Origin of the sequence: Nostoc sp., from assembly GCF_036917375.1 — a bacterium.
GTDB lineage: Bacteria > Cyanobacteriota > Cyanobacteriia > Cyanobacteriales > Nostocaceae > Nostoc.
Map to the genome: position 1 here is coordinate 1 of NZ_JBALDN010000004.1, position 25,152 is coordinate 25,152.

Consider the following 25,152-nt stretch of genomic DNA (forward strand, 5'->3'; position numbering starts at 1 on the left):
GGCTTTGACACCATTGATGGTGGTGCTGGAACTGATACCACATCTTACGCTTTCTTCTCTGGTCCAATTGATGCCAATCTCTCCACTGGTGTAGTTAAGTTTCCAGGGAATTCTACTCTCACAGATAAATTAGTCAGCATTGAGAATCTAATTGGTACAGCTGGCAACGATACGATTGTTGGTAATGATGCCAATAATGTTCTCAATGGTGGAGCAGGTAATGACTTCATCGATGGTGGCTTTGGCTTTGACACCATTGATGGTGGTGCTGGAACTGATACCACATCTTACGCTTTCTTCTCTGGTCCAATTGATGCCAATCTCTCCACTGGTGTAGTCAAGTTTCCAGGGAATTCTACTCTCACAGATAAATTAGTCAGCATTGAGAATCTAATTGGTACAGCTGGCAACGATACGATTGTTGGTAGTAGCGCCAATAATGTTCTTAACGGTGGAGCAGGTAGTGACACTCTTGTTGGTGGTTATGGCGCTGATGTACTCTATGGTGGTGCTGGCGCAGATAAGTTTGTCTTCAATAGCAAATTCGAAGGTATCGATATCATCAAAGACTTCCAGTGGAAAGAGGGTGACAAAATCCAGATTTCCAAGTCTGCATTTGGTGCTAGCTCTAACAACCAGTTCAGCTACAACAGCACTGATGGTAACTTATTCTTCGCAGGGTATCAATTCGCCACTATTGAGAACAAGCCTTCTGGCTTCTCAGTTAATTTAGACGTTGTGCTGGTATAAATCTTTTCCTTTTATTCCATATCATTTATCCTTCGGTCAATTAACTTGAAAAAGGTAAGGATGCGATCGCATCTCTACCTTTTTTGGTTATCTTTAACAAACATCAGAGCGATCGCTTTGGTATGTCAATGCTTTATTTTGTAACAAAATCTGTAACAGCAATGCTATTTTACCTAGTACTCGTCTAAATTGATGAGAAATCTACGGGGAATCCCTGAATAAAAGGGTAATGTTGCTCAAAGATATACGAGATTATCAAATTCTATTTCTCGGCTTATTTCTAGTCTTGGGAATCGGTACACGAGATTGGACGCTGCGACCAGAATTGATTGGGGTAGCGATCGCCACAAGTCTAGCAACTCAATTGATATTGTCATTAGTCATTGGTCATTGGTCATTAGCAAATGACATAGACGCCCTAGCGGCTTCCCGCAGGGTAGGACAAAGCCTAAATCTTCGCAGTGCTTTAATTACCTCACTGGGACTGAGTTTACTGTTGCGGGCTGACCATTGGACGACAATGGCAATAGCCGCAGCAATTGCGATCGCCAGCAAATTTATCTTCCAAGTCGGCGATAAGCATTTCTTCAATCCCGCCAATTTTGGCATTATATCTGCCTTGATTCTCACCCCTGATGCTTGGGTTTCACCGGGACAATGGGGTGAAGAGTGGTGGTATGGGCTATTATTTCTCGGTACTGGCGGCATGATTTTGCAGCGCATTGGTCGCTGGGACACCACAGCAGCTTTTTTGGGTTCCTACTCTTTGCTAGAAGCCATTCGCAATTTCTGGCTGGGTTGGACTTGGGATGTTTATTGGCATCGATTGATGAGCGGATCTTTGCTGCTGTTCGCCCTATTTATGATTACCGATCCGCGATCGATTCCCAATTCCCGAATTGGGCGTGTAGTTTGGGCAGTTTGCATCGCTGGATTAACTTTTATCTTGCGAAATTATTTCTTTGTTTCCACAGCAGTTTTCTGGGCGCTATTTGCCCTTGCACCGTTGAGCATCTTGCTAGATGTTTTCTGGTTAGCCCCAAGGTTTACTTGGCAACAAAAAGATGAGGAAGCAGGAGAAGAACTGCTTACTCAGCACTCCTAACTCTTGTACAGACTCGATTCATCGCGTCTCTAGCACTAAAAAAGTAGAGGTATAAAATAATGAAATTTTTTCGACTTTTAACACCATTATTGTTAGCAATTGTAGCTGTTTTGTGCTTTGCCCCCGCAGCTTGGGCATTTTGTGGATTTTATGTAGCCAAAGCTGATACAAAATTGTATAACAAAGCTTCTCAGGTGGCGATCGCGCGGGATGGCGATCGCACTATCATGACAATGGCAAACGATTTTCAAGGCGAAGTCAAAGATTTTGCAATGGTAGTACCAGTGCCAACGGTATTGCAAAAAGAGCAAGTTCGCGTCACTGAACCCAAGATTATCGAGCGGCTAGATGCTTTTAGTGCGCCGCGATTGGTTGAATATTTCGACCCAGATCCTTGTGCCCCAGTTTACGATAGAGAATTATCAGCAGCACCAGCGCCAGCAGCAGCGAGAAGTGAAGCGGGAGGTGCAAGGGGCGATACTAGTTTGGGTGTGACGGTTGAAGCACGTTTTAACGTTGGCGAATACGACATTTTGATCCTCAGTGCAAAAGAATCTGGTGGACTGGAAACTTGGCTTAAACGCAATGGCTACAAAATCCCCAGAGGTGCGAAACAGTTACTTCAGCCTTATATTCGCTCCTCAATGAAATTCTTTGTTGCTAAAGTCAATTTGGATAAATTCGAGCAATCTGGCTATCAGTTTCTCCGTCCGTTACAAATTTCCTATCAATCACCTAAATTCATGCTGCCAATTCGTTTGGGTATGATCAATGCTAAGACAGAGCAAGATTTGCTTGTCTACATCCTCTCGCCCGAAGGACAAGCAGAAATCACTAACTACCGAACGGTGAAAATCCCATCCGATGCAAATATTCCCTTGTTTGTCAAAGATGAATTTGGTGAATTCTACAAATCCATGTTTCAAACTGTCTATACCAAAGAAGACAGGAAAGTTGGTTTTTTAGAATACGCTTGGGATATGGGTAGTTGCGATCCTTGTTCTGCTGAACCCCTGACTCCAGAAGAACTCAAGCAAGCAGGTGTATTTTGGCTAGATGATAATTCTACAAGTAATGTGCCAGTACCCCCCAGTTTTCGTCGTCCCTCTCCTAGAAGTAACGTCTTCATCTCTCGATTGCATGTTCGTTATACCCGCGACAAATTCCCTGAAGACTTGATATTTCAACAAACTGCCAACAGTGAATCTTTTCAAGGACGCTATGTTTTGCAACATCCCTTCCAAGGAGAACTCAAATGTCAGGCTGGCAGACAATATAAGCAGTCTTTACCCAAACGTTTTGAACAAGAGGCGCAAACTCTAGCGAAACTAACCAACTGGAAAATCCAAGATATTCGCAACAAAATGAAATTGAGTGTAGGTAATCTGAGATATTCTTGGTGGGAAAATATCCTATCCTGGCTGGGATTATAGTAAAGAGAGTAATTTTCAAAAAGATCCAGTATCTTGACGAAAGGTAATTCTTTCGGGTGTTGTTATACGCAATACTAAGATATTCTTGCTTTCTTCGCCAAGATTGTCATGGTTCAATTCGATGAACAGCTACGCCGCTTAGTTACAGAAGCCTGTGGACACCAACCTGGAAGCCCTCAGCGTCAAAAGCTGCTCACGCAAATTATTCGCTTGACAGCAAATAGACTCTGGAGGGAAACTACTCCCTACTATCAAGACGCACTACAACAAACTTGGTTGTATTTCTGTCGCAATGTTTGTGAAGGTTTGACAGGTCAAATTTACGATCCAAATTATGGCAGTGTGATCACCTGGCTGAATGCTTACCTAAAACGGAGACTACAAGACTTTTACCTTAAGCAGAACCGAGAACAAGCCACAACAGTTCCTCTAAGAATTCGTCAGTCTACATCCGGTGGAACAAGTGAAACTATCGATCCTGTAGATAACCTACAGGCTACTCCCCAAGCACCTCCAATTTTGGAAGAGTTAGAGATATGGGCGAAGACAGATTCGGATGGCGAACTGCGCGGTACTTACATTAAAGGGCGTCCAGATGTGAATAGTCAGGTGCTAATTCTCAAACGCTTACCCCCAGAAGTTAGCTGGAAAGATTTATCTGAAGAATTTGGGTTATCAATTCCGACATTAAGCAGTTTTTATCAACGCCAATGTTTACCGCGTTTGCGTAAGTTTGCAGAATTGGAGGGATTATTATAAGCGGTGCTGTTAGCGTTTAGTCATCACTATTTCGGTGGGTTTTTGGTTAAGGTTAGCGATCGCTTTTTAACTACAACAAATTGCATGATGAAGTACAGATAATCGTAGGGGCACAATATGTTGTGCCCCTACCCATGTAGTTGATTTACTTTGCTAATCAAGTTTCACTGCGATCGCCATAAATAAGAAAATTGTGGAAGCTCAAAGATTGATGAGGAATGGGGATGGTAACATTAGCCTGTTAGCCTAATAGTTCATCCTATGTGTTTCTGGTTCTCACCTACCTCTCGTCATGCTTATGACTAAAACAACTAGGATTTTTGGCGCGAATTCTCTAAAGTTTAAAAGCAGGAGTCGAGAAACGGCAAGGACGCGCTGGCTCACCCTCCTAACTCGCTGTTTACGTTTGCCTTTGTACTTCCTGATCGCTTTGCTATGCATTGTCGGTTCACCAGTGCTAGCCAAAGTTCCTGGCTCAATCAATTCTTTATCCCAACTGCCAATAAATAGTACAATATCGCTGGCTGTGCCCACTGATGCCGCCTCACTCTTACAGCAGGGCAAAGTTTTATACAGTAATGGCAACTTTGCCAAAGCTGTAGAAGTTTTACAACAGGCTGTCCAAATATATAAGCAGCAAGGGGAAAGCCTTGCACTAGCAGCCACATTAGGTAATCTTTCCCTAGCTTACCAGCAACTCGGTGCATGGAGTCAGGCGCAGCAGGCAATTACAGAAAGCTTAAATTTACTCCAAGAACCGGATAAAAACCAAAATCTGCAAATATTTGCCCAATCACTAGATATTCAAGGTCGTCTGCAATTGGCAATGGGCAAGTCCGAGGCGGCTTTGGCAACTTGGCAGCAGACAGAAGAAATTTACAAGCAAGCAGATAATCAAAGTGGCGTGGTGCGATCGCTAATCAATCAAGCACAAGCGTGGCGCACTCAAGGATTTTACCCGCGAGCGATCAAAACCCTCGATCGAATAAGTCAGACGTTAAAATCTCAACCAGATTCTCTAGAAAAGACAGTGAGTTTGCGATCGCTCGGTGATGCCCTTTTGGTATTGGGCGATTTGAAAAAGTCACGCGAAGCCCTAGAAGAAAGCCTGATAATTGCTCAAAATCTCAAATCAAGCGCTGATATTGGGGCTAGTCTGTTCAGTTTGGGGAATAATGCCCGTAAACAAAACCAAAAGGAACAGGCGATCGCTTATTATCAAAAAACAGTCGCAGTATCTCCCTCACCCCTGACAAAAGTTCAAGCACAACTCAATCACCTGGGACTACTGATTAAAGATAAAGAATGGGCAAAGGTTCAAACTCTTTTGCCGTCGATTGAGTCTCACCTCAAGCAACTTCCCCTCAGCCGTGCGAGTATTTACGCTCGCGTTAACTTTTCACAAAGTTTAGCAAAAGTCAAGAGTGGTGTATTGCAAGCATCCAGACATAGTTTTTACTCAGGATTAAGTACAAAAGACTCAGCAAAATTACTCGCTAGTGCCATCCAGCAATCCCGCACTTTAGGAGACAAGCGAGCAGAGGCTTATGCTCTAAAGAGTTTAGGCGGCTTGTATGAAGAAACCAAACAGTGGTCAGAAGCGCAAGACCTGACCCGGCAAGGATTAGCTTTGGCACAGAGTAGCAATGCACCAGAAATTACCTATGCCTTGGAGTGGCAGTTAGGTAGATTGCTTTGGGCCCAAAAAGATATTAATGGTGCGATCGCCGCTTATGATGCTGCTGTAGATACTCTTGAGTCTCTCCGCAAAGATTTAGTAGTCAATAAAGATGTAGTGAACCAGGATGTGCAATTTGATTTTCGGGACAGTGTAGAACCCGTCTACCGCCAGTCAGTAGAGTTACTGCTGCAATCTCAAAAAGGAAAACCAAATGAAGAAATATTGGATAAAGCACGCGAGCGGATTGAAGCACTTCAACTAGCAGAATTAGACGACTTCTTTCAGGAAGCTTGTCTGCAAGGTCAGAAAGTAGCCCTGGATCGAGTAGTAGACAAAGATAATTCCAAGGCTGCCATTCTTTATCCAATTATTCTTCGTGACGAACTTCAGGTAATTGTCAAAATTCCTCAACAACCTTTGGAAAGCTACAGTACCAAGATTTCCCAAAGAGAAGTAGAGCAACTCTTAATAAAACTGCGAAGAAATCTTGTCGATCCAACTGCTACTAAGATCGTCCAAACCCAATCGCAAGAAGTTTATAGCTGGCTGCTTAAACCCATTGAGTCACAATTACAACAAAGTGGCGTCGATACGTTAGTGTTCGTCCTAGATGGGCCATTACGCAATTTACCAATGGCAGCTCTCTACGATGGTAAACAATATTTAGTAGAGAAATATGCGATCGCCCTGAGTGTCGGTCTACAACTCCTCGATCCAAAACCGCTGGTGAAACAGCAGCTCAGAGCGCTAACCGCAGGACTGACTATGCCACCGCCAGGATTTCCCAAGTTTGCACCATTGCTGGCGATCAAATCTGAATTTGACGGTATTGCCAAAGCAGGAGTTTCGACAACCAGCCTATTGGATGGAGATTTTAAGAAAAAGAATTTGGAAAGCGAAATTGATGCTGCTTCATTCAACATAGTGCATTTGGCAACCCACGGTCAGTTTAGTTCCCGCCTCGAAGACACTTTTATTTTAGATTTCGATGGTCAGATCAATGTCAAAGATTTTGATACTCTCTTCCACAGCCAGAGTAAAACCGTAGTAGAATTGTTGGTTTTGAGTGCTTGCCAGACAGCAACAGGAGACAGCCGTGCAGCACTCGGTCTAGCAGGAGCAGCTGTCCGAGCTGGGGCACGTAGTACCATCGCTTCCCTGTGGCAAATTGATGATGAATCAACAGCGATGTTTGTTAGTGCCTTCTATCGAGAACTCAAGAGTGGCAAAATCACCAAAGCCGAAGCAGTCCATCGTGCCCAACTACAACTGTTAAAACATCCCAACTACAGAGCGCCAAGCTTTTGGTCTGCTTATGTATTGATTGGTAATTGGTTGTAATTGATCGCTCAAATTGTCCGCTCAAAATTTAGCAATCTATCTGCTCGTTGATAAGCCGCTAAAAGCCGCTTTAAGCTATTTTATCGAGGTATAAATACTCAAAATATCTATCTCTCAGATGATTTCAATATACAATCTTTTAATCGTATGGGATATTTTTACCTAATCCCCAGTCCCCAATTCTCTTTTTCCAGTATTCAGTTTTGTGGCATAAATTTATTGAATGCGGGTGATATATACATAGCAGCATTGAACCCTAGAAATTGACTTATGAATAACTCCACCTATCAGCTAGATGATTTCGCTTTAACATTGCCGATTTCCCAAACAGCTCGCATAACTGCCCAGCAATTTGCTAACCAGCAACCAAATCTTGAAAAAGCAGAGCAAGTCCGGCTGAATACTTTAGCTGTATGGGTGGTGAATGACTACTTGCAGATGATGGATATTCCTACCGATCTTCAAGCTAGTGACAGTTGGAACCCAATTGTGCGCCTTTGTGGGGATGTCGCTGATTTAGAACTGCCTTCAATTGGCCGTCTGGAGTGTCGCCCTGTCCGGGAGCATCAGCAGCTATGTTTTGTTCCTCCAGAAACTTGGGAAGAACGGGTGGGTTATTTAATAGTTCAATTTGATGAATCGCTCGAAGAAGCAAGGCTGCTTGGTTTTGTCCCTACTGTAGCAACTGAAACAGTTCCTTTAGCGCAACTGCAACCATTGGAAGCATTTATTGACCACATCTGGGAACTGCGTCAATCCCCACTTAATTCATTAGTGAATTTAAGTCAATGGTTTGCTGGTATATTTGAGACTGGTTGGGAGACTATTGAATCGCTGTGGAACGTGCCAGAACTCAGGCCAACTTATGCCTTTCGCAGTATTGAAACTTTGGAATTAGATACCCTCAAAGAATCAGAATCAATTACTAAACGGGCAAAAGTGATTGATTTAGGTATCCAAATCCACAACCAACCTGTGATGTTGATTGTGGAAATCAGCCCCGAAAAAGATCGACAAACTAGTATTCATCTCCAATTGCACGCCACTGGAAATCAAATTTACTTGCCACCAGGAGTTCATCTCACTGTTATAGATAGTTCAGGAGCAATATTTCTTGACGCTCAATCTAGAAAATCAGACAACTACATTCAGTTGCAGTTTCGTGGTGAACCTACAGAGCAATTTAGTGTTAGGGTCGCTTTGGATAATACCAGTATTACCGAATATTTCCGAATTTGAAATATGTAGCTATTTTCCTTCTTTGTCGGTAATTTATTAAATGATAATTCATTAATTGAAAATTAAAAATTAAAAATCCAAGCTAGTTTTTGGGGATTTTGAAAAAAATCTGTAGAAACTTATGAAGCTTGCGATCGGACATTAGAACAGGGCACTTGCATGGGGAAATAGCGACGGTTATGGGTAAATTAGTAGCGATCAAATTTGGAGAGGGTAGTTTTGAGCAGGGGTTTGCTGTCACCCTCCAAATTGGTGAAGAACACGAGCGTGCTACAACCGAAATCACCGGGAGGCTCCCTTCATTCCCGGAAATGCCGCTCTATTATAGTCATTGGCAGTCTAGTTATCGGCAGATAGGCAATCGTTTTCGCCTCCATGCTGACAAAATGCAGGTGACGAATGTATCGATGGTGCAAGACTGCGAAAACGCTTCTCATATTTTGCGCGCACGCTTTAATACCTGGCTGCGAGCAGAGGAGTTTCGCCCGTTGAGGGAAAAATGGTTAGAAAGATTGTCGTCCAGCGATGAAGTACGGGTGATTCTGCAAACAGAAAATAGCCAATTGCAGCTATTACCTTGGCATCTATGGGACTTGTTAGAACGCTATCCCAAAGCTGAAATTGCCCTTTCTTCACCATCCTACGATCGCATTCAAAAGCCACGCACTCTCAATAAATTAGTCAATATTTTGGCAATTGTCGGCAATAGTAAAGGGATTGACACCCAAGCCGATCGAGCTTTACTGCAACAGTGTAGTAACGCAGAGGTGAGCTTTTTGGTAGAACCACAGCGTAAGGACTTGACTGACCATCTCTGGGGAAAAAACTGGGATATTCTCTTCTTTGCCGGCCACAGTTCTAGTAACAAAAATGGAGAAAGCGGACGAATTTACCTGAATAGAACTGATAGTCTTACCATTGGCGAGTTAAAGTACGCTCTCAAAAAAGCCATTGAAAACGGTTTGCAATTAGCTATATTCAACTCCTGTGATGGATTGGGGTTGGCGCGAGAATTGGCTGATTTGCAAATTCCTCAAATAATTGTCATGCGCGAACCCGTCCCAGACCAAGTTGCGAAGGAGTTTTTAAAGTATTTTCTCCAAGGCTTTGCCGGTGGCGAGTCTTTATATCAAGCGGTACGCCAAGCGCGGGAACGCTTGCAAGGACTTGAAGATAGATTTCCTTGTGCGACTTGGCTACCAGTAATTTGCCAAAATCCGGCGCAGATACCACCGACTTGGGATGAATTAAGGTCTACAAAATCTGAAGATGAAAAGCCAGCAAATTTGCCTTTGTCTAACAGACGCAAATTTAAGAGAATTGTATTATCCAGCTTGGCAGTTACAGCTTTGGTTTTTGGCGTGAGATTGGTGGGATTGCTAGAAAATCCAGAGATTCAAGCCTATGACCTAATGATGCGATCGCGCCCTGCCGAAGGACTCGATCCCCGACTTTTGATTATTACAATTGACGATGAGGATTTAGCAATTCAAAGACAAAATGGCGAGTCCTTGATCGGAGCTTCTATTTCCGAAAAATCTCTGAATAAACTCTTAGCAAAACTGAATCAATACCAACCCCGCGCGATCGGATTGGATGTCTACCGTGATTTTAAGGCCAAAGAGCCAGATTTAATTACTCGTCTCCAGCAAACTCAGAACTTGGTTGGCGTATGCAAGGGAAGCGATCGCACTGGAAATATCAAAGGTATTAAGCCGCCACCAGAAATACCCCCAGAAAATCTGGGCTTCAGTGACTTTATTCACGATCGCGATGGAGTTATTCGTCGGCATCTTCTGTTCATGAATCAGGAGACGACATCATTGTGTTCTGCTCCATATTCCTTCAGTTTACAACTAGCATCCCTTTATCTGCGCCCTTTAGGAATTCAAACAAAGTTCACCTCTGAAGGAAATTTGCAGTTGGGTAAGACTATTTTTCCAAATCTGAAGTCTCGTACTGGTGGCTATCAAAATATTGATGCTAATGGCGGTCAAATCTTACTCAACTATCGTTCTTCAAAAGAAATAGCCGAACAGGTAAAGCTAACGCAATTTTTATCTAGTCCAATTAACCCCAATGCCATCAAAAACCGGATTGTTTTGATTGGTGTGACTGCAAAGGGGGATTCTCCAGACACCTGGCCTACACCTTATGGCATTCCTTTAGATGAGCAAATGCCAGGAGTACTGGTACAAGCTCACATGGTCAGCCAGATCCTTGGTGCAGTCCAAGATGGGCGACCGTTGCTACTGGCTTGGTTATGGTGGGCGGAGGTCGCCTGGATTTGGGGCTGGTCTTTGATTGGGGGAGTCTTGGCTTGGCGCAGGCTTTCTTTACCCTGGTTGGCGTTGGCAATCGGTGTTGCTTCTAGCGTTTTGTATGTACTTTGCTTTGGTCTGTTCATTTCGGGTGCTTGGGTGCCTTTCGTACCATCGGCTTTATCGTTGGTAGCTATGGGGATTTTGATGTCAATTTATAATCATTCAAAAACAAAAGTGCGGACGGGGAATGGGGAATGGAGAGCAGGGGAGCATACTTCGACTACGCTCAGTAACCAGGGGAGCAGGGGAGCAGGGGAGAAGTTGCAGTAAGTTTTTCCCCTCTGCCACTCTGCCTCTTGTGCCCAATCTAAAATCTAAAATCTAAAATCTAAAATCCTATGAGGGTTTTTATGAATTCAAATTCACAACCGATAAAACTGTTTTTGGTAGTAGCTTTTAGCTGTACAAATTTATCAGTTAGTCTGACTCCAGGACTGGCGAAACCAATCCCTAATCGCTCTGATACTAAAACGATCCTTGCTCAAGCTAAAACCTTTAATCAACCTCCAATTCCACCTGGCTCTCCTCCTGGAGGTCGCGTTCGTGGTGGAGCGAAGCGCACCGGGCCGGAGGGATGTCCACTTACTAAACCTGACCTGACTGCTTTAGTCCCCTTTACTCAGGAAGCTAACTCTGTAATTAATGTCTGGGGACAAACAACAGTAGAACATCCAAGTTGGTTTTTCTATGTGCCATATACCAAAGATTCGCCATATACAGTTGAATTTGTGCTGCAAGATGGGGACGCTAACGAGGTATACAAAAAAGCGATCGCTTTATCAGATAAGCCAGGAGTCATCCGCATTTCTTTGCCTAGCAATGCACCCGGTTTAGCAGTAGACACACAATACCGTTGGTTTTTCACTATTAACTGTGACAAGGAAAAGAATGCTCCCCCAAGTTTTGTTGAAGGGGTAATAAAACGAGTTAACCTGAGCCAACCAACAGTCAAAGAAATAGAAACGGCAGAACCTATAAAGCGTTATGCTATCTATGCTCAAAATGGGATATGGTACGAGGCACTGACGACGTTGGCTGAACTGCGTCAAAAAAATCCTCAAGATGCAGCCCTGAAAGCAGAGTGGCGAAATTTGTTAGGCAGCATCCGCTTAGATGATGTTGCCGGAGAACCCATTCTTCCAGGAACACCTTAAACGAGGAAAATAATGTTTAGTTAAGCCAATAGACCTCTTGCAAAAATGTATTTTTGCATTCTTGGGGAAAAGGCAAAAGGTTAAAGGGAAAGGATTTTGAGTTTATTTACCCTTTACCCCCGCCCCTTATCCCCAGAGGGGGCCCCACCTTCCCCTTTTCCCCCACTTTTGCAAGAAGTCTAATATTTAATGTAGAGACGTTGCAATACAACATCTCCACAGATATGTTATTTAGTTTGTAGCAGCACTTACTAAACCATTGTGCCTGAGCAAAGCGATCGTACTTGGTTCGCGACCCCGGAAAGTTTTAAACACCTCCATTGGATGCTTGCTACCACCAAGTGCTAGCACCGTATCCCGATAACGCCGACCTGTAGCTTTTATAGCTTCTTCATTTTCTAGCCCAGCTTCTTCAAAAGCAGCAAAAGCGTCTGCACTAAGTACTTCAGCCCATTTATAACTGTAGTAGCCTGCTGCATAACCACCCTCAAAAATGTGCCCAAAAGAACACAACATTGAATCTTCTGGAAGTGGTGGTAAAACAGTAGTAGTCTTAGCTATGCGATGACGCACATCTGCTGGAGTTTCATTGCTGCCAGAACGATAGCGGTAGTGTAGTTCCAAATCAATACTGCTAAGGTGAATTTGCCTTAACATACCAGTACCACTCATATAATTACGCGCCGCTAGCAGCTTTTGATAATAATGCTCTGGTAGGGCTTCTCCAGTTTCGTAATGTTTAGCCATACCAAACAAAGTGGGTCGCTCATAACACCAGTTTTCCATAAACTGACTGGGTAGTTCCACTGCATCCCATTCCACATTATTGATACCTGCGGCTCCCGCATAGTCAACCTTGGTGAGCATGTGGTGCAATCCATGACCAAACTCGTGGAACAAAGTCTCTACTTCATAGAAAGTCATCAAACTCGGCTTGCCATCTACTGGGGGAGTTTGGTTACATATCAAATAAGCCACAGGCAAACGGATGGCAGTTGCACCATTTTCAGTTTTGGCACGATTGATGCATACATCCATCCAAGCACCACCGCGTTTTTCTGCTGGACGGCTATAGGGGTCTAAGTAGAAGTAAGCGATGGGAGAACCAGTTTCATCGGCTATTTGGAAATAACGGACATCTTCATGCCATACTGGGGCTTGACCATCGGCAGGGGTTACTGTAACGCCAAACAGCCGCTTAACAAGTCCAAACAAGCCATCTAGCACTTGGGGAAGGGGAAAATAGGGACGTAATTCTTCAGCGGTAAAGGCAAATTTTGCTTCTCGTTGGCGTTCTGCCCAAAAGCTGATGTCCCAATGTTTTAAATCCTGATATTCTTCTCCATGTGATGCAGCAAAAGCTTGGAGTTCTTTTAAGTCTTTGACAGCAGCATCATAACTGGCCTGGCGTAGTTCTTCTAATAGCGCTTCGACTGCCTCAACATTAGGAGCCATTTTACTTGCAAGGCTCAACTCGGCAAAACTCTTAAAGCCAAGTATATCTGCAAGTTCTTGCCGTAACTCCAAAATACGCACAATTAACGGGTTATTATCTAAATCGCCACTAGAAGCACGAGTGATATGAGCTTTGTAGAGCTGTTCGCGCAAATCTCGACGGGTGCTGTGCTGCATGAAAGGGCCGTAACTGGGGAAGTCTAAAGTAATGCGCCAAGGGCCATTTTCTGGTGTGGCATTCTCTTCTCCAACTGCTCGTGCAGCTTGAGCGGCTAAACTTACCAAACTTGGTGGTAAACCGTCAATTTCCGCTTTTGTTGTCAGGGTTAAGCTAAAGGCTTTCGTGGCATCAAGTACATGGTTAGAGAATTTAGTAGAAAGTTCTGCCAACTCCATCTGAATGGCGTTGAAACGGTCTCTTGCCTCTCCTTTTAAGCCAACACCAGAAAGTTCTGCATCTCGAATGGCGGCTTCCACAATGCGCTGTTGGGCTAATTCTAAAGTTGCCCAACTATCACTGCTACGGAGTGCCTTAAAAGCATTATAGATGGGTTGGCTTTGACCGAGTTTGTTGATAAATTGTACAACTAGTGGCTGTACGATTTCATGAGCTTCGCGCAGTTCCGGGCTATTTTTAACACCCATTAAATGATTTACCGCCCCCCAACTCCAGGTAAGCCGTTCTGTCAGCTTTTCTAAAGGTTCTACTAAACCACTCCAAGTCGGCTTTACATTAGCCTCTAAGGTGGCAAGTTGCTGGTCAAGTTCTGCTAGCAACTGATTGAAGGCTGGTACAACTCGTTCTGGTTTAATCTCTGTAAAGGGAGGTAAACCAGTGCCTTGGAGTAAGGGATTATCGGAAATAATGGTACTTGCGCTCATGATTTTGTGTGAACTGCGAACGAAAAAAAATCATTGTTGATTTTTATTTATATATCTTCTAATGTAACGATCGCTGTGCTATTTAGTATTGCTATTGTGGCAAAAAGGTAAAAAAAACGATAATTCCTCACAAAAGTATCCCGATACGACTATTTTGTTTAGTTTATGAACCTTGCGATCGCATATCATAGGCACTTTGGATCGGGAACAGAGTGTATTCACCTAGCTCACTCTGACTAAAGGCGATGCCTATGGCGGGCTACGCCTACGCAAAAAGACGCGATCGTGTATTATGTCAAACAGGTAACTCCTCCGTCAGCATGGGCGTTACCTGAAAAGCAGAGTTTCAGCCCGAGAATTGCACGTTTTCAAGGCTCAGAAGCGTACAAATTAACTGAGCGTCAGCGAGCGTCCTTAGCAAACCGAAAAGGAAGGCTCCAGATTTCCATATTTATGATATTATTTGGCAACTCATCTTTTTACTCGTAAAATCGAAGACAAGATCAAGGTCAGTAGAAAAGAGTCCCTAAATTAATGAATACGTTAATCAGTCAGGGTGGAAGAGCTATCACTAAATTTCAGGTGGTAGACCGAATAAACGATATAGCTTGGCAAGCTCACCAAGGCAGCGTTGCGGCGATTATTCAGCTATTGAACGAAAAGCTAGCCCAGTCTTGTGTCAGAACTAGAGCCATTTTTTCTGATGGTGTCTTACAAATTCTGTGTGAGGCAGCTAAAGTAGAGCAACTTGAGCAATCTCCCCTGGTAGAACAAATCCAGCAAATTCTTGAGTCTATCGCCCCGCGTCACATTCGCCGTGTCAAGATCAACAGTCGGATTGTTCGAGAACAACAATTGCTGTGGTTAAAAGAAATAGATAGCGATCGCGAAAATCAATTGCTTTGGTCACAGGAAATTACATTAATTCAGCCAAATATTGTAAAGCAATTAATGAAAGATTTTACAGAAGCTCAAGCTGAACTAGGAAAACCAAATTATCCTAAAACTCAAGTCTCTCGTCCTTTAGTACTCATTAACAAAGAAAAATACAAAAATAAACCTAAAACAAAGATATTGGCAGCAGCTGGTTTATGCTCGCTGTTGTTGCTTAGTTGGATTGTTTATGCCCAACTAGGTAATAAACTGAAAAACCTAATACAACCCGAAACTTCCAAATCTCTAACTACAGAAAATACTAACGATAGCAAAGCCCAAACACCATCTCGCTCTCCTAACAATAGCTTTTCTGAGCCATCTGACGATCCATTTCAAATATCTGTGCGAATTGCTAACCAAGCTTCTGCATCTGGTAAAACAGCTACAACCTCAACTCAGTGGTTAGAGATCGCTGCTAAGTGGCAACGGGCTTCAGATTTAATGAATACGGTACCACAAACCCACAGCCGTTATCAAGAAGCTAAGATTCGTACTCAACTATATAAGAAATATAGTGAGGCAGCGCAGAAAGAAGCTGATAAAAGTAAATCTTAGTACAACATTTCATTAATTCTTAGCGAATTCTTTGCGTACCTTTGCATTTACCTCTGCGCCCCTATCCTGCGGGAAGGCGTTCGCGTAGCATCTCGTAGAAAAGCGCCTATGCGTTTAAATTTCAACCCTCAATTGGTCATGATTTTACGCAAAACTGTACTTATAGGACTTTAATTTGATTTCTGAAAACATAATGAGACCCAAAAGCCCGTTTGATCGGGGTTTTATCTGAAATATTGTTCAAAAATCAGATAAATTTGATTTCTGAAAACATAATGAGACCCAAAAGCCCGTTTGATCGGGGTTTTATCTGAAATATTGTTCAAAAATCAGATATGAGTCCCATAGCATCATCTTGCTGTTGTGGTGCAAATTTACTTTGCATAGTAAGAGCTAGACATTTACAAATACCCAGGACTTACGCTCTTTGTAGTATTTTTATACTATAAAAAATGGCGGACTCAAAGGGGATTGCTGAAATTAGTAACAGTAATCGAGTGCGCTAAGTATTCTTCAAATCATCAGAAAATCAGTTTAGAATACATAATATAAATCCTGTATTTTATAAAATTTACTAAACTTAACTATTGGCAGTACTTGTTAAGTAGTCAGATTAATTATACTCTTCACTTTTTTGGTAGAGCATTTAGAACAGTATAAAACCACCCTGCCTGTGGGGATAAGGGGCGGGGGGGAAAGGGAAAAGGTTCTGTATTGTCCCCTTCCTCTTTAACCAAAACCTTTTCCCCCTCTTGCAAAAAGCATCCTTGCGATGCTCAACAGCCTGCTACCTCTAAAGTGATTGTATCCCCAGCAAAGCTGGCAAATCTAAAGAGGCGAGGTGTTGATAAGCTCGATCTATAAACCGCTTACCTCTAAGAAAGCCTGTATTAGCTCCAGGACAAATATACTGGAGAGTTTCTGGTGTAAAACGTTCTAACAATAATCGAATGCTCTGAATTTGCCTTGGCCAGTGAAAGGTTTTAGCTATCCGTAATGGTACTGGTTGACCGTGCTGGTTAGGGAGTAAATGGCGACCAGAAAATAATATACCTCCAAGTTCGCTGTAGTAGAGACAAGATGAACCGGGAGAATGCCCTGGTGTCCAAATAACTTGTGTTGCAGCATCAAGAGTAAATTCTTGCCTGAAGGTAGTTACGGTTAAGCCTGGCAATAAATACGCTTCTTGCTCTTGAATCAGCACCTCGCAGCCAAAGTCTTGCTGAAATTCAGCAGTCTTGCCAATAGCGCCGCGATGGGTGATAAATAACCAACGCACACCTCCATGCGATCGCAAAAAATCTTGATTTGTTTTTTCTAATGCAGGGCAATCTATGAGGATATTGCCTTCATTTCTTACAATAAAATAAGAGGTTCCCCCTAATGTGTCCCGATTGGGTGGAAAGGCAAAAATGCTCTCTTGTGCGAAGTCCGATTGCAGAGAACCTCCGCTCAGTACTTCGTCCGGGAAGACAGCCCGTGGCGGTTTAGTTGTATGACTTGGCTGTTGAGGTAAAGGGCACATAATCAAAGAACCGAAACTGAGGAGTTGTGGACAATTTGATTACAGTGCGGAAATGCTCAAAAATTGCAACTTGAGCGTTAACCAGCACTGTTAACCGTTGTGAAGAAAATTGGGATTTGAGGTCTGCCTAGTAGTTAATGCTATGGTGCTGAAGCTACTGGTGGGGCGTTTTGTCAAAATTACTGAAGAGAACATGGCATTTTGGTTTCTGTTTATCCTCCTGCTGGGGCTTGCTACTTATCTAATGGTGCAGCGCAGCGTTGCTCACATCACCCGCACACCAGTATGGTTGTTGTGGCTGGTTTTAATGACACCAGCATTCCTGTTGAGTGGATGGACGCTAATCTACGGGGCGAAACAACCTCCACCGCCAGAACTGATCCTCTGGTCAGTATTTGTCTGCACAGTCTTGTACTGGGTGTTGTTTCAATGGGGGCGTCAAGTACCAAGAGATACACAGACAGACCAAGCCCAAACCCCCCCAGCCTCAGAATCACAACCGACTATCCAGCCTACCCCAGAACCAATAGTGCGTCCCATTGAACCAGCCGAAGAAACGCAACTGCGAAATTGTTTTCCTTGGTCTGTATACTACGTTCAAAATATTGAGTATCGACCACAATCTGTGATTTGCCGGGGTCAGTTGCGAACTAAAGCCAGCAACGCTTACCAGCAGATTAAAACTAATATTGAAGCACAATTTGGCGATCGCTTCTTGCTGATTTTTCAAGAAGGCTTCAATGGCAAACCTTTCTTTGTCCTGGTTCCCAATACTCAAGCTGCTAAACAGACAGATACACCACGACGCAACCAGGAACGATTAACTCGACCAGGATTAGCGCTGATGCTGCTAGTAGCTACTTTGATCACTACTACCTTGGTGGGAGTGGAAAATGCTGGTGTTACTCTGCCGCCTATCTGGCAAATTGGATCTTTGTTCAAACTTCTATCTAACCCAGAAGTCCTATTCAAGGGATTGCCTTATGCTCTAGGACTGATGACTATTTTAGGCATTCACGAACTTGGGCATTATTTGACAGCTAAATTTTACAAGATTCGCTCGACGTTGCCTTACTTTATTCCCGTGCCTTTCTTCTTAGGAACTTTTGGCGCATTTATTCAGATGCGTAGTCCCATTCCTAACCGCAAAGCTTTATTTGATATTAGTATTGCTGGGCCAATTGCAGGTTTTGTTGTCACCTTACCATTACTAATATGGGGTTTGGCTCATTCTGATGTGGTTTCCCTGACTGAAAAAACCCGACTTTTAAATCCTGATGCTCTCAATCCTAAGTATTCAATTTTACTGGCTATACTCTCTAAGTTAGCTTTAGGAAGTCAGTTAACGGCAAAATCAGCCCTCGATTTGCATCCAGTTGCAGTAGCAGGTTTCTTAGGACTAATTGTCACAGCGTTAAATTTAATGCCTGTGGGACAATTAGATGGAGGTCACATTGTCCATGCGATGTTTGGACAACGAACTGCGATCGTAATTGGTCAAATTGCCCGCGTGTTGTTGCTGTTGCTTTCTTTAGTTAGAGAAGAATTTTTGGTGTGGGCGATTATCTTATTATTTATGCCGTTGGTTGATGAACCTGCACTGAATGATGTCACTGAATTGGATAACAAACGTGACGTTTGGGGGTTACTGGCAATGGCTTTGTTGATTGTAATTATTCTGCCATTACCGCAGGCGATCGCTAACTTTTTGCAAATTTAAAAAGATTCAGAATTCAGGAGTCAGAATTCTGAAGTAAAACAGTCTTTTTACCTGGCTTTGAGGCAAATCGTTGTGTACTTTACTTTCCTTGAAATTGGCTGTATAAGCGATCGCGATCGTTATCTCTCAGCAGTCCATAGATTTGTCTATGAGGTTTTCCCCTTGTCCTCTTCCATGACATTCTCAAGCCTTATCGTTTTGCTAATTCTGGAGTCCGCCCCTTCAAGCCAATCATCAATTTCAGCATAAATACTTTTAATACAGGTACTCGCTGCAAAAACCATAAACCCAAGCGACGAACCACCACCACAGGAAAGAAATTATTAGAAAACATCCGATCTAACAAATCGGTGAAACCTAAAATTGTCAGATTCTCTAGCTTGCGCCAGCGTTCATAACCTTTGAGAATCTGAATGTCACCAATATCTTTACCCGCTTTGTGCGCTGCTTGAATTACTTGCGCTAAAGCTGCTGCATCCCGAATGCCCAAATTTAAACCTTGTCCGCCGACGGGATGGCAATTGTGTGCCGCATCACCAATTAATGCCAGTCGTGGGAGAACGTAGCGATCGCTTTGCATAAGTTGTACCTGAAAAACAAAGCGATCGCCTAGTAATTCCAATTTTCCCATTTGATCGCCATAGCGGCGGCTTAGTTCTGCCAAAAATTGCTCATCATTTAAAGCACACAAAGCTTTTGCTTCTTCATGGGGGGCTGTCCAGACAATGCGGCAACGGTTCCCCGGTAAAGGTAAAATCGCAAAGGGGCCGCTAGACCAAAATCTTTCGTAAGCGGTGTTATTGTGGGGTTTTTCTGGTTTGACAAATGCCACAATGCAAGATTGCCAATATTTCCAGCCAGAGGTTTTGATTCCAGCAGCTTGCCGAATTGGCGATCGCGATCCATCTGCTGCTACAACTAATTTGCTGCGAACTGTCTTTAAGCGATCGGCAATTTTTATCTCGATGGCGACTATATTCTGCTGGTATTGGGTATTTACCACTTCCGCCGGACACAAATAAGTCACGTTGGGGCAATCTTGGACGAAATCTTGCAACGGCTGCAACAAAGCTTGGTGTTCCGCCACATAACCCAACTCTGCTGTATTTATATCATCTGTGGTAAATTCCACCACATCGGGATGATCGGCATCCGAAAGACGGACTCGGCAATATTTGGCGATTTGAGGTAACATTTTGTCCCAAACGCCAATTCCTTGATAAATTAGCGACGAAAGCTGATGAACTGCATAAGCTTGTCCCTTGGCTACCGCCGTTGATGCAACTTTTGCCTCAATTAGCAAAATACTCAAACCAGAATCTTTTAAAGCAGAAGCTAGAGTTAACCCAATAATCCCACCGCCGACAATTACCAAATCATATTCATATCCCCGCTCATTTGGCGGTGTTAGTTGAGGGGAAATTTGCTCAAGCTGCGTGATGGTCATTGTTAAGTTAGATTACAGCGTCTTAACTCTTATTTTGACGCGATCGCGCCTTCTTGAGCAAGTTAACAATTCAAAATTTTATCCATAACCCTTGTAGAGACGCGAATTTTCGCGTCTCCACAAATTATTTGCTGACTCGATAAATTGGTCTAACCTGACGATAAGTATTAAGTAAGCTAAGAAATTTATGACCATCAAAATTTATCGGGTCAACTTTTTTACCAGAACGATCTACTAAATGGTGCGTAGTGATGCGATCGTCTGGGACTTGACTTTGAGCAATTAACCAAGCAAGAGAATGATATTGAGCCTCCGTGTAACCGCTATGGGTTTGTTGACTGCTACTGTCATAACTATCTGGCGGTGTTTCCAAAGATACGTGATAAGCAAAATTATTCACGGACGCGGGTAAATTCGGATTAGTCTGTACAGTTTCCACTCCCTGAGAACCATCAAACACAGAGTTGGCTGCACCAAAAGCCCGCTTTTCTGGGGGTACTAGATAAACTACCGTTCCGTCTAACTTGATTAAAGCGTGGTAACTTGCTTGCACGCTTTCATCGTTATGTGCTACTTGAAAGAAATTGATGGCGCTAGAAGCTGAATAACCAGTTTCATGGATGACGATAATTGGTTGATTGCTGAGAGGAATGCCATTAACATCTTGGGTGTAACGTTCACCATAGTTACTTGGGTCAACTGAAGCAACTTGATAATTAGGTCTGTAACGTGCAAAAGCTTGAGTGGTTATGTACCTTGCTAGAGGCTGGTTAGTCTTGACTGGGGACTTGATAACATTTTGAAATTTCTTCTCTGGCTCTTTCGCTGATTGAAATTGCGCCTGGGGATATTTACTGAAAGCTGTAACCTGTGGATTGGCTGCACGGGAGGTTGTCGGATTGTTGTGTAATTTTGTTGCTCGTCCAATTAGCAGCACTACAATTAAAGTGGCGAACATCAGCCAGATTAGTAGCACCCTAGTCACCCAGTCTGTAAACTTCATTTTTCTAATACCCGTAAAACGGTAGATATTAATTTATAGCTAAACTGGCGTGTCAGTTGTAGAGGCGCATTTCTGTAAACCCCTACCGCTTATGGTATCCAAATAATCATCGCTATAATACCTTAATTCTAGTCAAATATACCTTGATAATCCCTGCAATAGTGCTGTTAAAAGCTATTTAATTTCAATGCCGTGGGTAGTGGATTCGTGGGTGTGAAAATCTTCATCGTGTAGCGCTTTTAATGATGTTTTACCCACATCCTCTTCACCAACTACTAGCAGCTTAGAAAAATATTATCCTTTAGCTTCTAACCTGGCTCGAAGATAGTTCAAAATTACCTGCGTTCCCTGCTCAACAATTTCAGGCGGCGGTGAGCTTAATTGTGGATTATTAGAGAGATATAGCTCAGTCAAGTTTGAGAGTTGGCAGATTTCTGGCGGCAGACTACTGAGTTGATTGTTATCGAGGTATAGCTCAGTCAAATTTGAGAGTTGGCAGATTTCTGGCGGCAGACTGCTAAGTTGATTGTCAGAGAGGTCTAGCTCAAGCAAGTTTGAGAGTTGGCTGAATTCTGTCGGCAGACTGCTGAGTTGATTGTTAGAGAGGTGTAGCTCAGTCAAGTTAGAGAGTTGGCTAATTTTTGGTGGCAGGCTACTGAGTTGATTGTGATTCAGGACTAGCATTGTCAAGTTTGAGAGTTGGCTGAATTCTGTCGGCAGACTGCTGAGTTGATTGTTAGAGAGGTATAGCTCAGTCAATTTGGAGAGTTGGTTAAATTCTGGCGGCAGGTTGCTGAGTTGATTGTGATTGAGGGCTAACTCAGTCAAGTTGGAGAGTTGGTTAAATTCTGGCGGCAGGCTGCTGAGTTGATTGTGATTAAGGGCTAGCGTTGTCAAGTTATAGAGTTGGCAGATTTCTGGCGGCAGGTTGCTGAGTTGATTGTTATCGAGGTATAGCTCAGTCAAGTTGGAGAGTTGGCTAATTTCTGACGGCAGGCTGCTGAGTTGATTGTTAAAGAGGGATAGCCATCTCAAGTTGGAAAGTTGGCTGATTTCTGGCGGCAGGCTGCTGAGTTGATTGTTATTGAGGTCTAGCACTGTCAATTTGGAGAGTTGGCAGACTTCTGGCGGTAGGCTACTGAGTTGATTTTGATCGAGGGCTAGCGATCTCAAGTTGGAAAGTTGGCTGATTTCTGGCAGCAGCCTGCTGAGTTTCTTGTTATAGAGGGATAGCACTGTTGCCTTTTCCCTGGCAGCTCGTTCAATAACTTGCAACAGTTCTTCGTTTGTCACCTGCAAACCTCACCAAATTTGTAGGGATATTTACCAGATTAGTGTATTACAGGTTATGGAGAATAGGGCTAGATTAATGTGTTCTATCTGCCAAGAAACAGCTGTATGTAATATTTAAATTAGCAGGGTGCGTAAGCGTAGCCCGTCGTAGACATCGCTAACCTTGCAATAACATTGATTCATTCACGAGTATAAAAGACTCATCGGCGAGTGTAAAAGACTCGCTCACGAGTATAAAAGACTCATCGGCGAGTATCAAAGACTCGTTCACGAGTATCAAAGACTCATCGGTGAGTATTAAAGACTCGCTCACGAGTATCAAAGACTCATCGGTGAGTATTAAAGGCTCGCTCACGAGTATCAAAGACTCATCAGCGAGTATTAAAGGCTCGCTCACGAGTATCAAAAACTCATCAGCGAGTATCAAAGACTCATCGGCGAGTGTAAAAGACTCGCTCACGAGTATCAAAGACTTGTTCACGAGTATAAAAGGTGCGTTACACTTTCGCGCCCATTCCCAACAACCGCCTCAGAATGAATTCTGAGGCTAATAGCTAAAGTCTTCTAAAGAAGACTAAGAAGCGGTTTTAGTCCACTTTAGTGGAGTTATGCTATTAGCCTGGAACTTTGAGTTCCAGGCGGGTTAGGTGGCAATACGATTTTCCTCAACTTTCGTGCTAACACACCCGAAGACTACGATCGCTTTATAATTGCGATGTCTACGACGGGCTATTCAGCGTCGCAGCGATGAAACAAATCCATAACTACTTATCCCAATTCTCTTGATGGAGAAACGGTTTCGTTAATTTGAGAAGATGGTTTATTCAAGAAGAAATTCCAAATTCTTTGAATAGCTATTATTAGAAAACCAATCACGATCGTTCCTGCTACCACTGGTAAAGCTAGCGCCAGCACAGACAGTCCGATGGCGATGAGCAATTCAATAGTTGACACAACTGGATTGGTTAATCCACCGGAAACGCCTGTAGAACTTATCCGCAATATATTCGTTAATCCCTGAGTTAATCCTGCGGTTCCACCACCAGCAACTAAAGCTAACGTCCATTGCACCAGTGGATTCATCTCTGGAGCAACAGATGCTGTGACGATTGTCCCGGCGATAAATGCCGCAGGAGTGGCTACAATATCCAGCAGATGATCCAACCAAGGAATGTAATAACCGATAATTTCTAGCGAACAAGCGACTGCAAATACAATTACAGCTTGAGGTGTTTCCACCCAATCAAAGTCAGTCGGCAAATCAAAATGTCCAAAAACTGAAGCCAGACTCAATGCTAACAGTGGTACAAATACTCGAAAGCCAGCCGCCGCGCTCAAACTAATCCCCAGTAATAATTCAATAAATGTATTTAAATTGAACAAATAATTTAAATCCATAGTAAGACTCAAGTTATACTCCTGGTGTTTTTTCCATCTTTGAGCTGAACGCAGTAACAACTCTAAGCTGTAATCCCAAGATAAGAAACTTGGCGGCAATATTTCATCTGACTATATGTAGAATCAGATTTTAGGGAATGAAACAGCTCTGGGATTAAGGGGGGTAAATCCAATTTACTCCTTATAAAGATCCAGCAATCATCCCAGCAAGTAAAATAAAACCAATCCACACATTTTGCTGGAACATCTTACCATAAGCAGAATTAGGTAAGTATCGGTTTCTTAATCGCAGAGACTGCCAAATCCATGCGATAGTAGCAACTGCAAGGCTAATCCAGAAGGCTAAGTGCAGATGTATAACTACGCCTAACCAAGACAATAACAAGATTGTGCCAGCAAAGAAAATTCCAATTGCTAGAGGGGCATAATTACCAAAAAATAGGGCGCTAGAATTAACACCAATGCGGCGATCGTCTTCCTTGTCGCTCATGGCGTAAACTGTATCAAATCCCAATGTCCACAATACAGTCGCGCCCCAAAGCAACCAGGTTGGTTGAGAAATGCTTTGCGTTACTGCACTCCAGCTAATCAAAACCCCAAAACCCCAAGCGATGGAAAGAACCAGTTGCGGTACAGGAAATACCCGCTTTGCACCTGGATAAAGCAAAATTACAGGCACTGCTGCCACGCATAACCAGAAACTCAGGGGGTTAAGATAAAAGGCTAAAACTGCTGCACACGCTAGCGAGACTATAGCAACTACAATCCCAACTTTCACAGATAAGGCACGAGAAGCGAGGGGGCGATCGCGTGTTCTCTCCACTTCTGGATCGATATTCCGATCCCACAAATCGTTGACAACACACCCAGCCGCACTCGTGGCCAGAGTACCCAATATAATCACACCAACCAGAGGTAAAGGCGGTTTTCCTGAAGCTGCCAAAAACACAGCCCAAAGAGCAGGAATCATTAAAATTAACCGCCCTTCTGGTTTATGCCAGCGTAAAAGCCGGATAATTACAAGCCAAATTGGTGACTGGGGGCGTTCTGGCGTCGTTAACATAGAAATCAACAAATAGCTTTAGAGAGATGAATTCACACTTCTTTACATCTATAGAATAACGTTATTTGTTATTTGTAAAAACATAACCC

The 25,152-nt window shown here is 43.2% G+C and carries 18 protein-coding genes; 10 read left to right on the forward strand and 8 right to left on the reverse strand.

Annotated elements, in window-relative coordinates:
• The 8 genes from V7K45_RS01030 to V7K45_RS01065 all read left to right on the forward strand — a co-directional run.
• Positions 1 to 750: M10 family metallopeptidase C-terminal domain-containing protein (locus V7K45_RS01030; protein WP_334999544.1), on the forward strand; the 750-nt coding region annotated here is incomplete at its 5' end.
• 229 nt (positions 751 to 979) lie between these two features.
• Positions 980 to 1,855 (forward strand): RnfABCDGE type electron transport complex subunit D, encoded by an 876-nt coding sequence (locus V7K45_RS01035; RefSeq protein ID WP_334999546.1) that lies wholly within the window; start codon positions 980 to 982, stop codon positions 1,853 to 1,855.
• Between the two features lie 59 nt (positions 1,856 to 1,914).
• Positions 1,915 to 3,288 carry a DUF2330 domain-containing protein gene (locus tag V7K45_RS01040; RefSeq protein ID WP_334999548.1) on the forward strand — a complete coding sequence of 458 codons (1,374 nt, stop codon included), beginning with the start codon at positions 1,915 to 1,917 and terminating at the stop codon, positions 3,286 to 3,288.
• A 108-nt stretch (positions 3,289 to 3,396) separates the two neighbouring features.
• Positions 3,397 to 4,047 carry a sigma-70 family RNA polymerase sigma factor gene (locus V7K45_RS01045; RefSeq protein WP_334999550.1) on the forward strand — a complete coding sequence of 217 codons (651 nt, stop codon included), beginning with the start codon at positions 3,397 to 3,399 and terminating at the stop codon, positions 4,045 to 4,047.
• A 298-nt stretch (positions 4,048 to 4,345) separates the two neighbouring features.
• Positions 4,346 to 7,069, forward strand: a complete 2,724-nt coding sequence (locus V7K45_RS01050) for a CHAT domain-containing protein (RefSeq protein WP_442941941.1) — start codon at positions 4,346 to 4,348, stop codon at positions 7,067 to 7,069.
• A gap of 270 nt (positions 7,070 to 7,339) precedes the next feature.
• Complete coding sequence (locus tag V7K45_RS01055; protein ID WP_334999554.1) at positions 7,340 to 8,308, forward strand: DUF1822 family protein; 969 nt, start codon at positions 7,340 to 7,342, stop codon at positions 8,306 to 8,308.
• A gap of 179 nt (positions 8,309 to 8,487) precedes the next feature.
• The gene (locus tag V7K45_RS01060) at positions 8,488 to 10,902 is read left to right on the forward strand and encodes a CHASE2 domain-containing protein (protein ID WP_334999556.1); all 2,415 of its coding nucleotides are present in this window, start codon (positions 8,488 to 8,490) and stop codon (positions 10,900 to 10,902) included.
• 80 nt (positions 10,903 to 10,982) lie between these two features.
• Positions 10,983 to 11,786 carry a DUF928 domain-containing protein gene (locus V7K45_RS01065; protein WP_334999558.1) on the forward strand — a complete coding sequence of 268 codons (804 nt, stop codon included), beginning with the start codon at positions 10,983 to 10,985 and terminating at the stop codon, positions 11,784 to 11,786.
• A 231-nt stretch (positions 11,787 to 12,017) separates the two neighbouring features.
• On the opposite strand, the gene V7K45_RS01070 is transcribed toward V7K45_RS01065, so the two are convergent.
• The gene (locus tag V7K45_RS01070; protein WP_334999560.1) at positions 12,018 to 14,123 is read right to left on the reverse strand and encodes a M3 family metallopeptidase; all 2,106 of its coding nucleotides are present in this window, start codon (positions 14,121 to 14,123) and stop codon (positions 12,018 to 12,020) included.
• 534 nt (positions 14,124 to 14,657) lie between these two features.
• Here V7K45_RS01070 and V7K45_RS01075 point away from each other — a divergent pair.
• Entirely contained in the window at positions 14,658 to 15,614 is a 957-nt protein-coding gene (locus tag V7K45_RS01075) for a hypothetical protein (RefSeq protein WP_334999562.1), read from the forward strand.
• A gap of 793 nt (positions 15,615 to 16,407) precedes the next feature.
• Here V7K45_RS01075 and V7K45_RS01080 read toward each other — a convergent pair.
• The gene (locus V7K45_RS01080; RefSeq protein WP_334999564.1) at positions 16,408 to 17,139 is read right to left on the reverse strand and encodes an MBL fold metallo-hydrolase; all 732 of its coding nucleotides are present in this window, start codon (positions 17,137 to 17,139) and stop codon (positions 16,408 to 16,410) included.
• Between the two features lie 193 nt (positions 17,140 to 17,332).
• Between V7K45_RS01080 and V7K45_RS01085 the strand changes: the two genes are divergently transcribed.
• Positions 17,333 to 18,859 carry a site-2 protease family protein gene (locus V7K45_RS01085; RefSeq protein WP_334999584.1) on the forward strand — a complete coding sequence of 509 codons (1,527 nt, stop codon included), beginning with the start codon at positions 17,333 to 17,335 and terminating at the stop codon, positions 18,857 to 18,859.
• Positions 18,860 to 19,049: 190 nt separating this feature from the next.
• On the opposite strand, the gene V7K45_RS01090 is transcribed toward V7K45_RS01085, so the two are convergent.
• The 6 genes from V7K45_RS01090 to V7K45_RS01115 all read right to left on the reverse strand — a co-directional run bounded on the left by V7K45_RS01090 (position 19,050) and on the right by V7K45_RS01115 (position 25,063).
• Positions 19,050 to 20,306, reverse strand: a complete 1,257-nt coding sequence (locus V7K45_RS01090) for an FAD-dependent hydroxylase (protein WP_334999566.1) — start codon at positions 20,304 to 20,306, stop codon at positions 19,050 to 19,052.
• Positions 20,307 to 20,430: 124 nt separating this feature from the next.
• Entirely contained in the window at positions 20,431 to 21,309 is an 879-nt protein-coding gene (locus tag V7K45_RS01095) for an N-acetylmuramoyl-L-alanine amidase (protein ID WP_334999568.1), read from the reverse strand.
• Between the two features lie 294 nt (positions 21,310 to 21,603).
• Complete coding sequence (locus V7K45_RS01100; RefSeq protein WP_334999570.1) at positions 21,604 to 22,602, reverse strand: leucine-rich repeat domain-containing protein; 999 nt, start codon at positions 22,600 to 22,602, stop codon at positions 21,604 to 21,606.
• Positions 22,603 to 22,759: 157 nt separating this feature from the next.
• Entirely contained in the window at positions 22,760 to 22,999 is a 240-nt protein-coding gene (locus tag V7K45_RS01105) for a hypothetical protein (protein WP_334999572.1), read from the reverse strand.
• A 371-nt stretch (positions 23,000 to 23,370) separates the two neighbouring features.
• A complete protein-coding gene (locus V7K45_RS01110; protein ID WP_334999574.1) occupies positions 23,371 to 24,000 on the reverse strand; it encodes a DUF4126 domain-containing protein in 630 nt (209 codons plus the stop codon).
• A gap of 181 nt (positions 24,001 to 24,181) precedes the next feature.
• Entirely contained in the window at positions 24,182 to 25,063 is an 882-nt protein-coding gene (locus V7K45_RS01115) for a 4-hydroxybenzoate solanesyltransferase (protein ID WP_334999576.1), read from the reverse strand.
• Positions 25,064 to 25,152: the final 89 nt, after the last annotated feature.

Bases quoted from the DNA above. Each gene is read 5' to 3' on its own strand.
- V7K45_RS01070 (WP_334999560.1), bottom strand. From the start codon at position 14,123: ATGAGCGCAAGTACCATTATTTCCGATAATCCCTTACTCCAAGGCACT.
- V7K45_RS01110 (WP_334999574.1), bottom strand. From the start codon at position 24,000: ATGGATTTAAATTATTTGTTCAATTTAAATACATTTATTGAATTATTA.
- V7K45_RS01075 (WP_334999562.1), top strand. From the start codon at position 14,658: ATGAATACGTTAATCAGTCAGGGTGGAAGAGCTATCACTAAATTTCAG.
- V7K45_RS01085 (WP_334999584.1), top strand. From the start codon at position 17,333: ATGGCATTTTGGTTTCTGTTTATCCTCCTGCTGGGGCTTGCTACTTAT.
- V7K45_RS01065 (WP_334999558.1), top strand. From the start codon at position 10,983: ATGAATTCAAATTCACAACCGATAAAACTGTTTTTGGTAGTAGCTTTT.
- V7K45_RS01090 (WP_334999566.1), bottom strand. From the start codon at position 20,306: ATGACCATCACGCAGCTTGAGCAAATTTCCCCTCAACTAACACCGCCA.
- V7K45_RS01040 (WP_334999548.1), top strand. From the start codon at position 1,915: ATGAAATTTTTTCGACTTTTAACACCATTATTGTTAGCAATTGTAGCT.
- V7K45_RS01035 (WP_334999546.1), top strand. From the start codon at position 980: ATGTTGCTCAAAGATATACGAGATTATCAAATTCTATTTCTCGGCTTA.
- V7K45_RS01050 (WP_442941941.1), top strand. From the start codon at position 4,346: ATGACTAAAACAACTAGGATTTTTGGCGCGAATTCTCTAAAGTTTAAA.
- V7K45_RS01055 (WP_334999554.1), top strand. From the start codon at position 7,340: ATGAATAACTCCACCTATCAGCTAGATGATTTCGCTTTAACATTGCCG.
- V7K45_RS01095 (WP_334999568.1), bottom strand. From the start codon at position 21,309: ATGAAGTTTACAGACTGGGTGACTAGGGTGCTACTAATCTGGCTGATG.
- V7K45_RS01060 (WP_334999556.1), top strand. From the start codon at position 8,488: ATGGGTAAATTAGTAGCGATCAAATTTGGAGAGGGTAGTTTTGAGCAG.
- V7K45_RS01080 (WP_334999564.1), bottom strand. From the start codon at position 17,139: ATGTGCCCTTTACCTCAACAGCCAAGTCATACAACTAAACCGCCACGG.
- V7K45_RS01115 (WP_334999576.1), bottom strand. From the start codon at position 25,063: ATGTTAACGACGCCAGAACGCCCCCAGTCACCAATTTGGCTTGTAATT.
- V7K45_RS01045 (WP_334999550.1), top strand. From the start codon at position 3,397: ATGGTTCAATTCGATGAACAGCTACGCCGCTTAGTTACAGAAGCCTGT.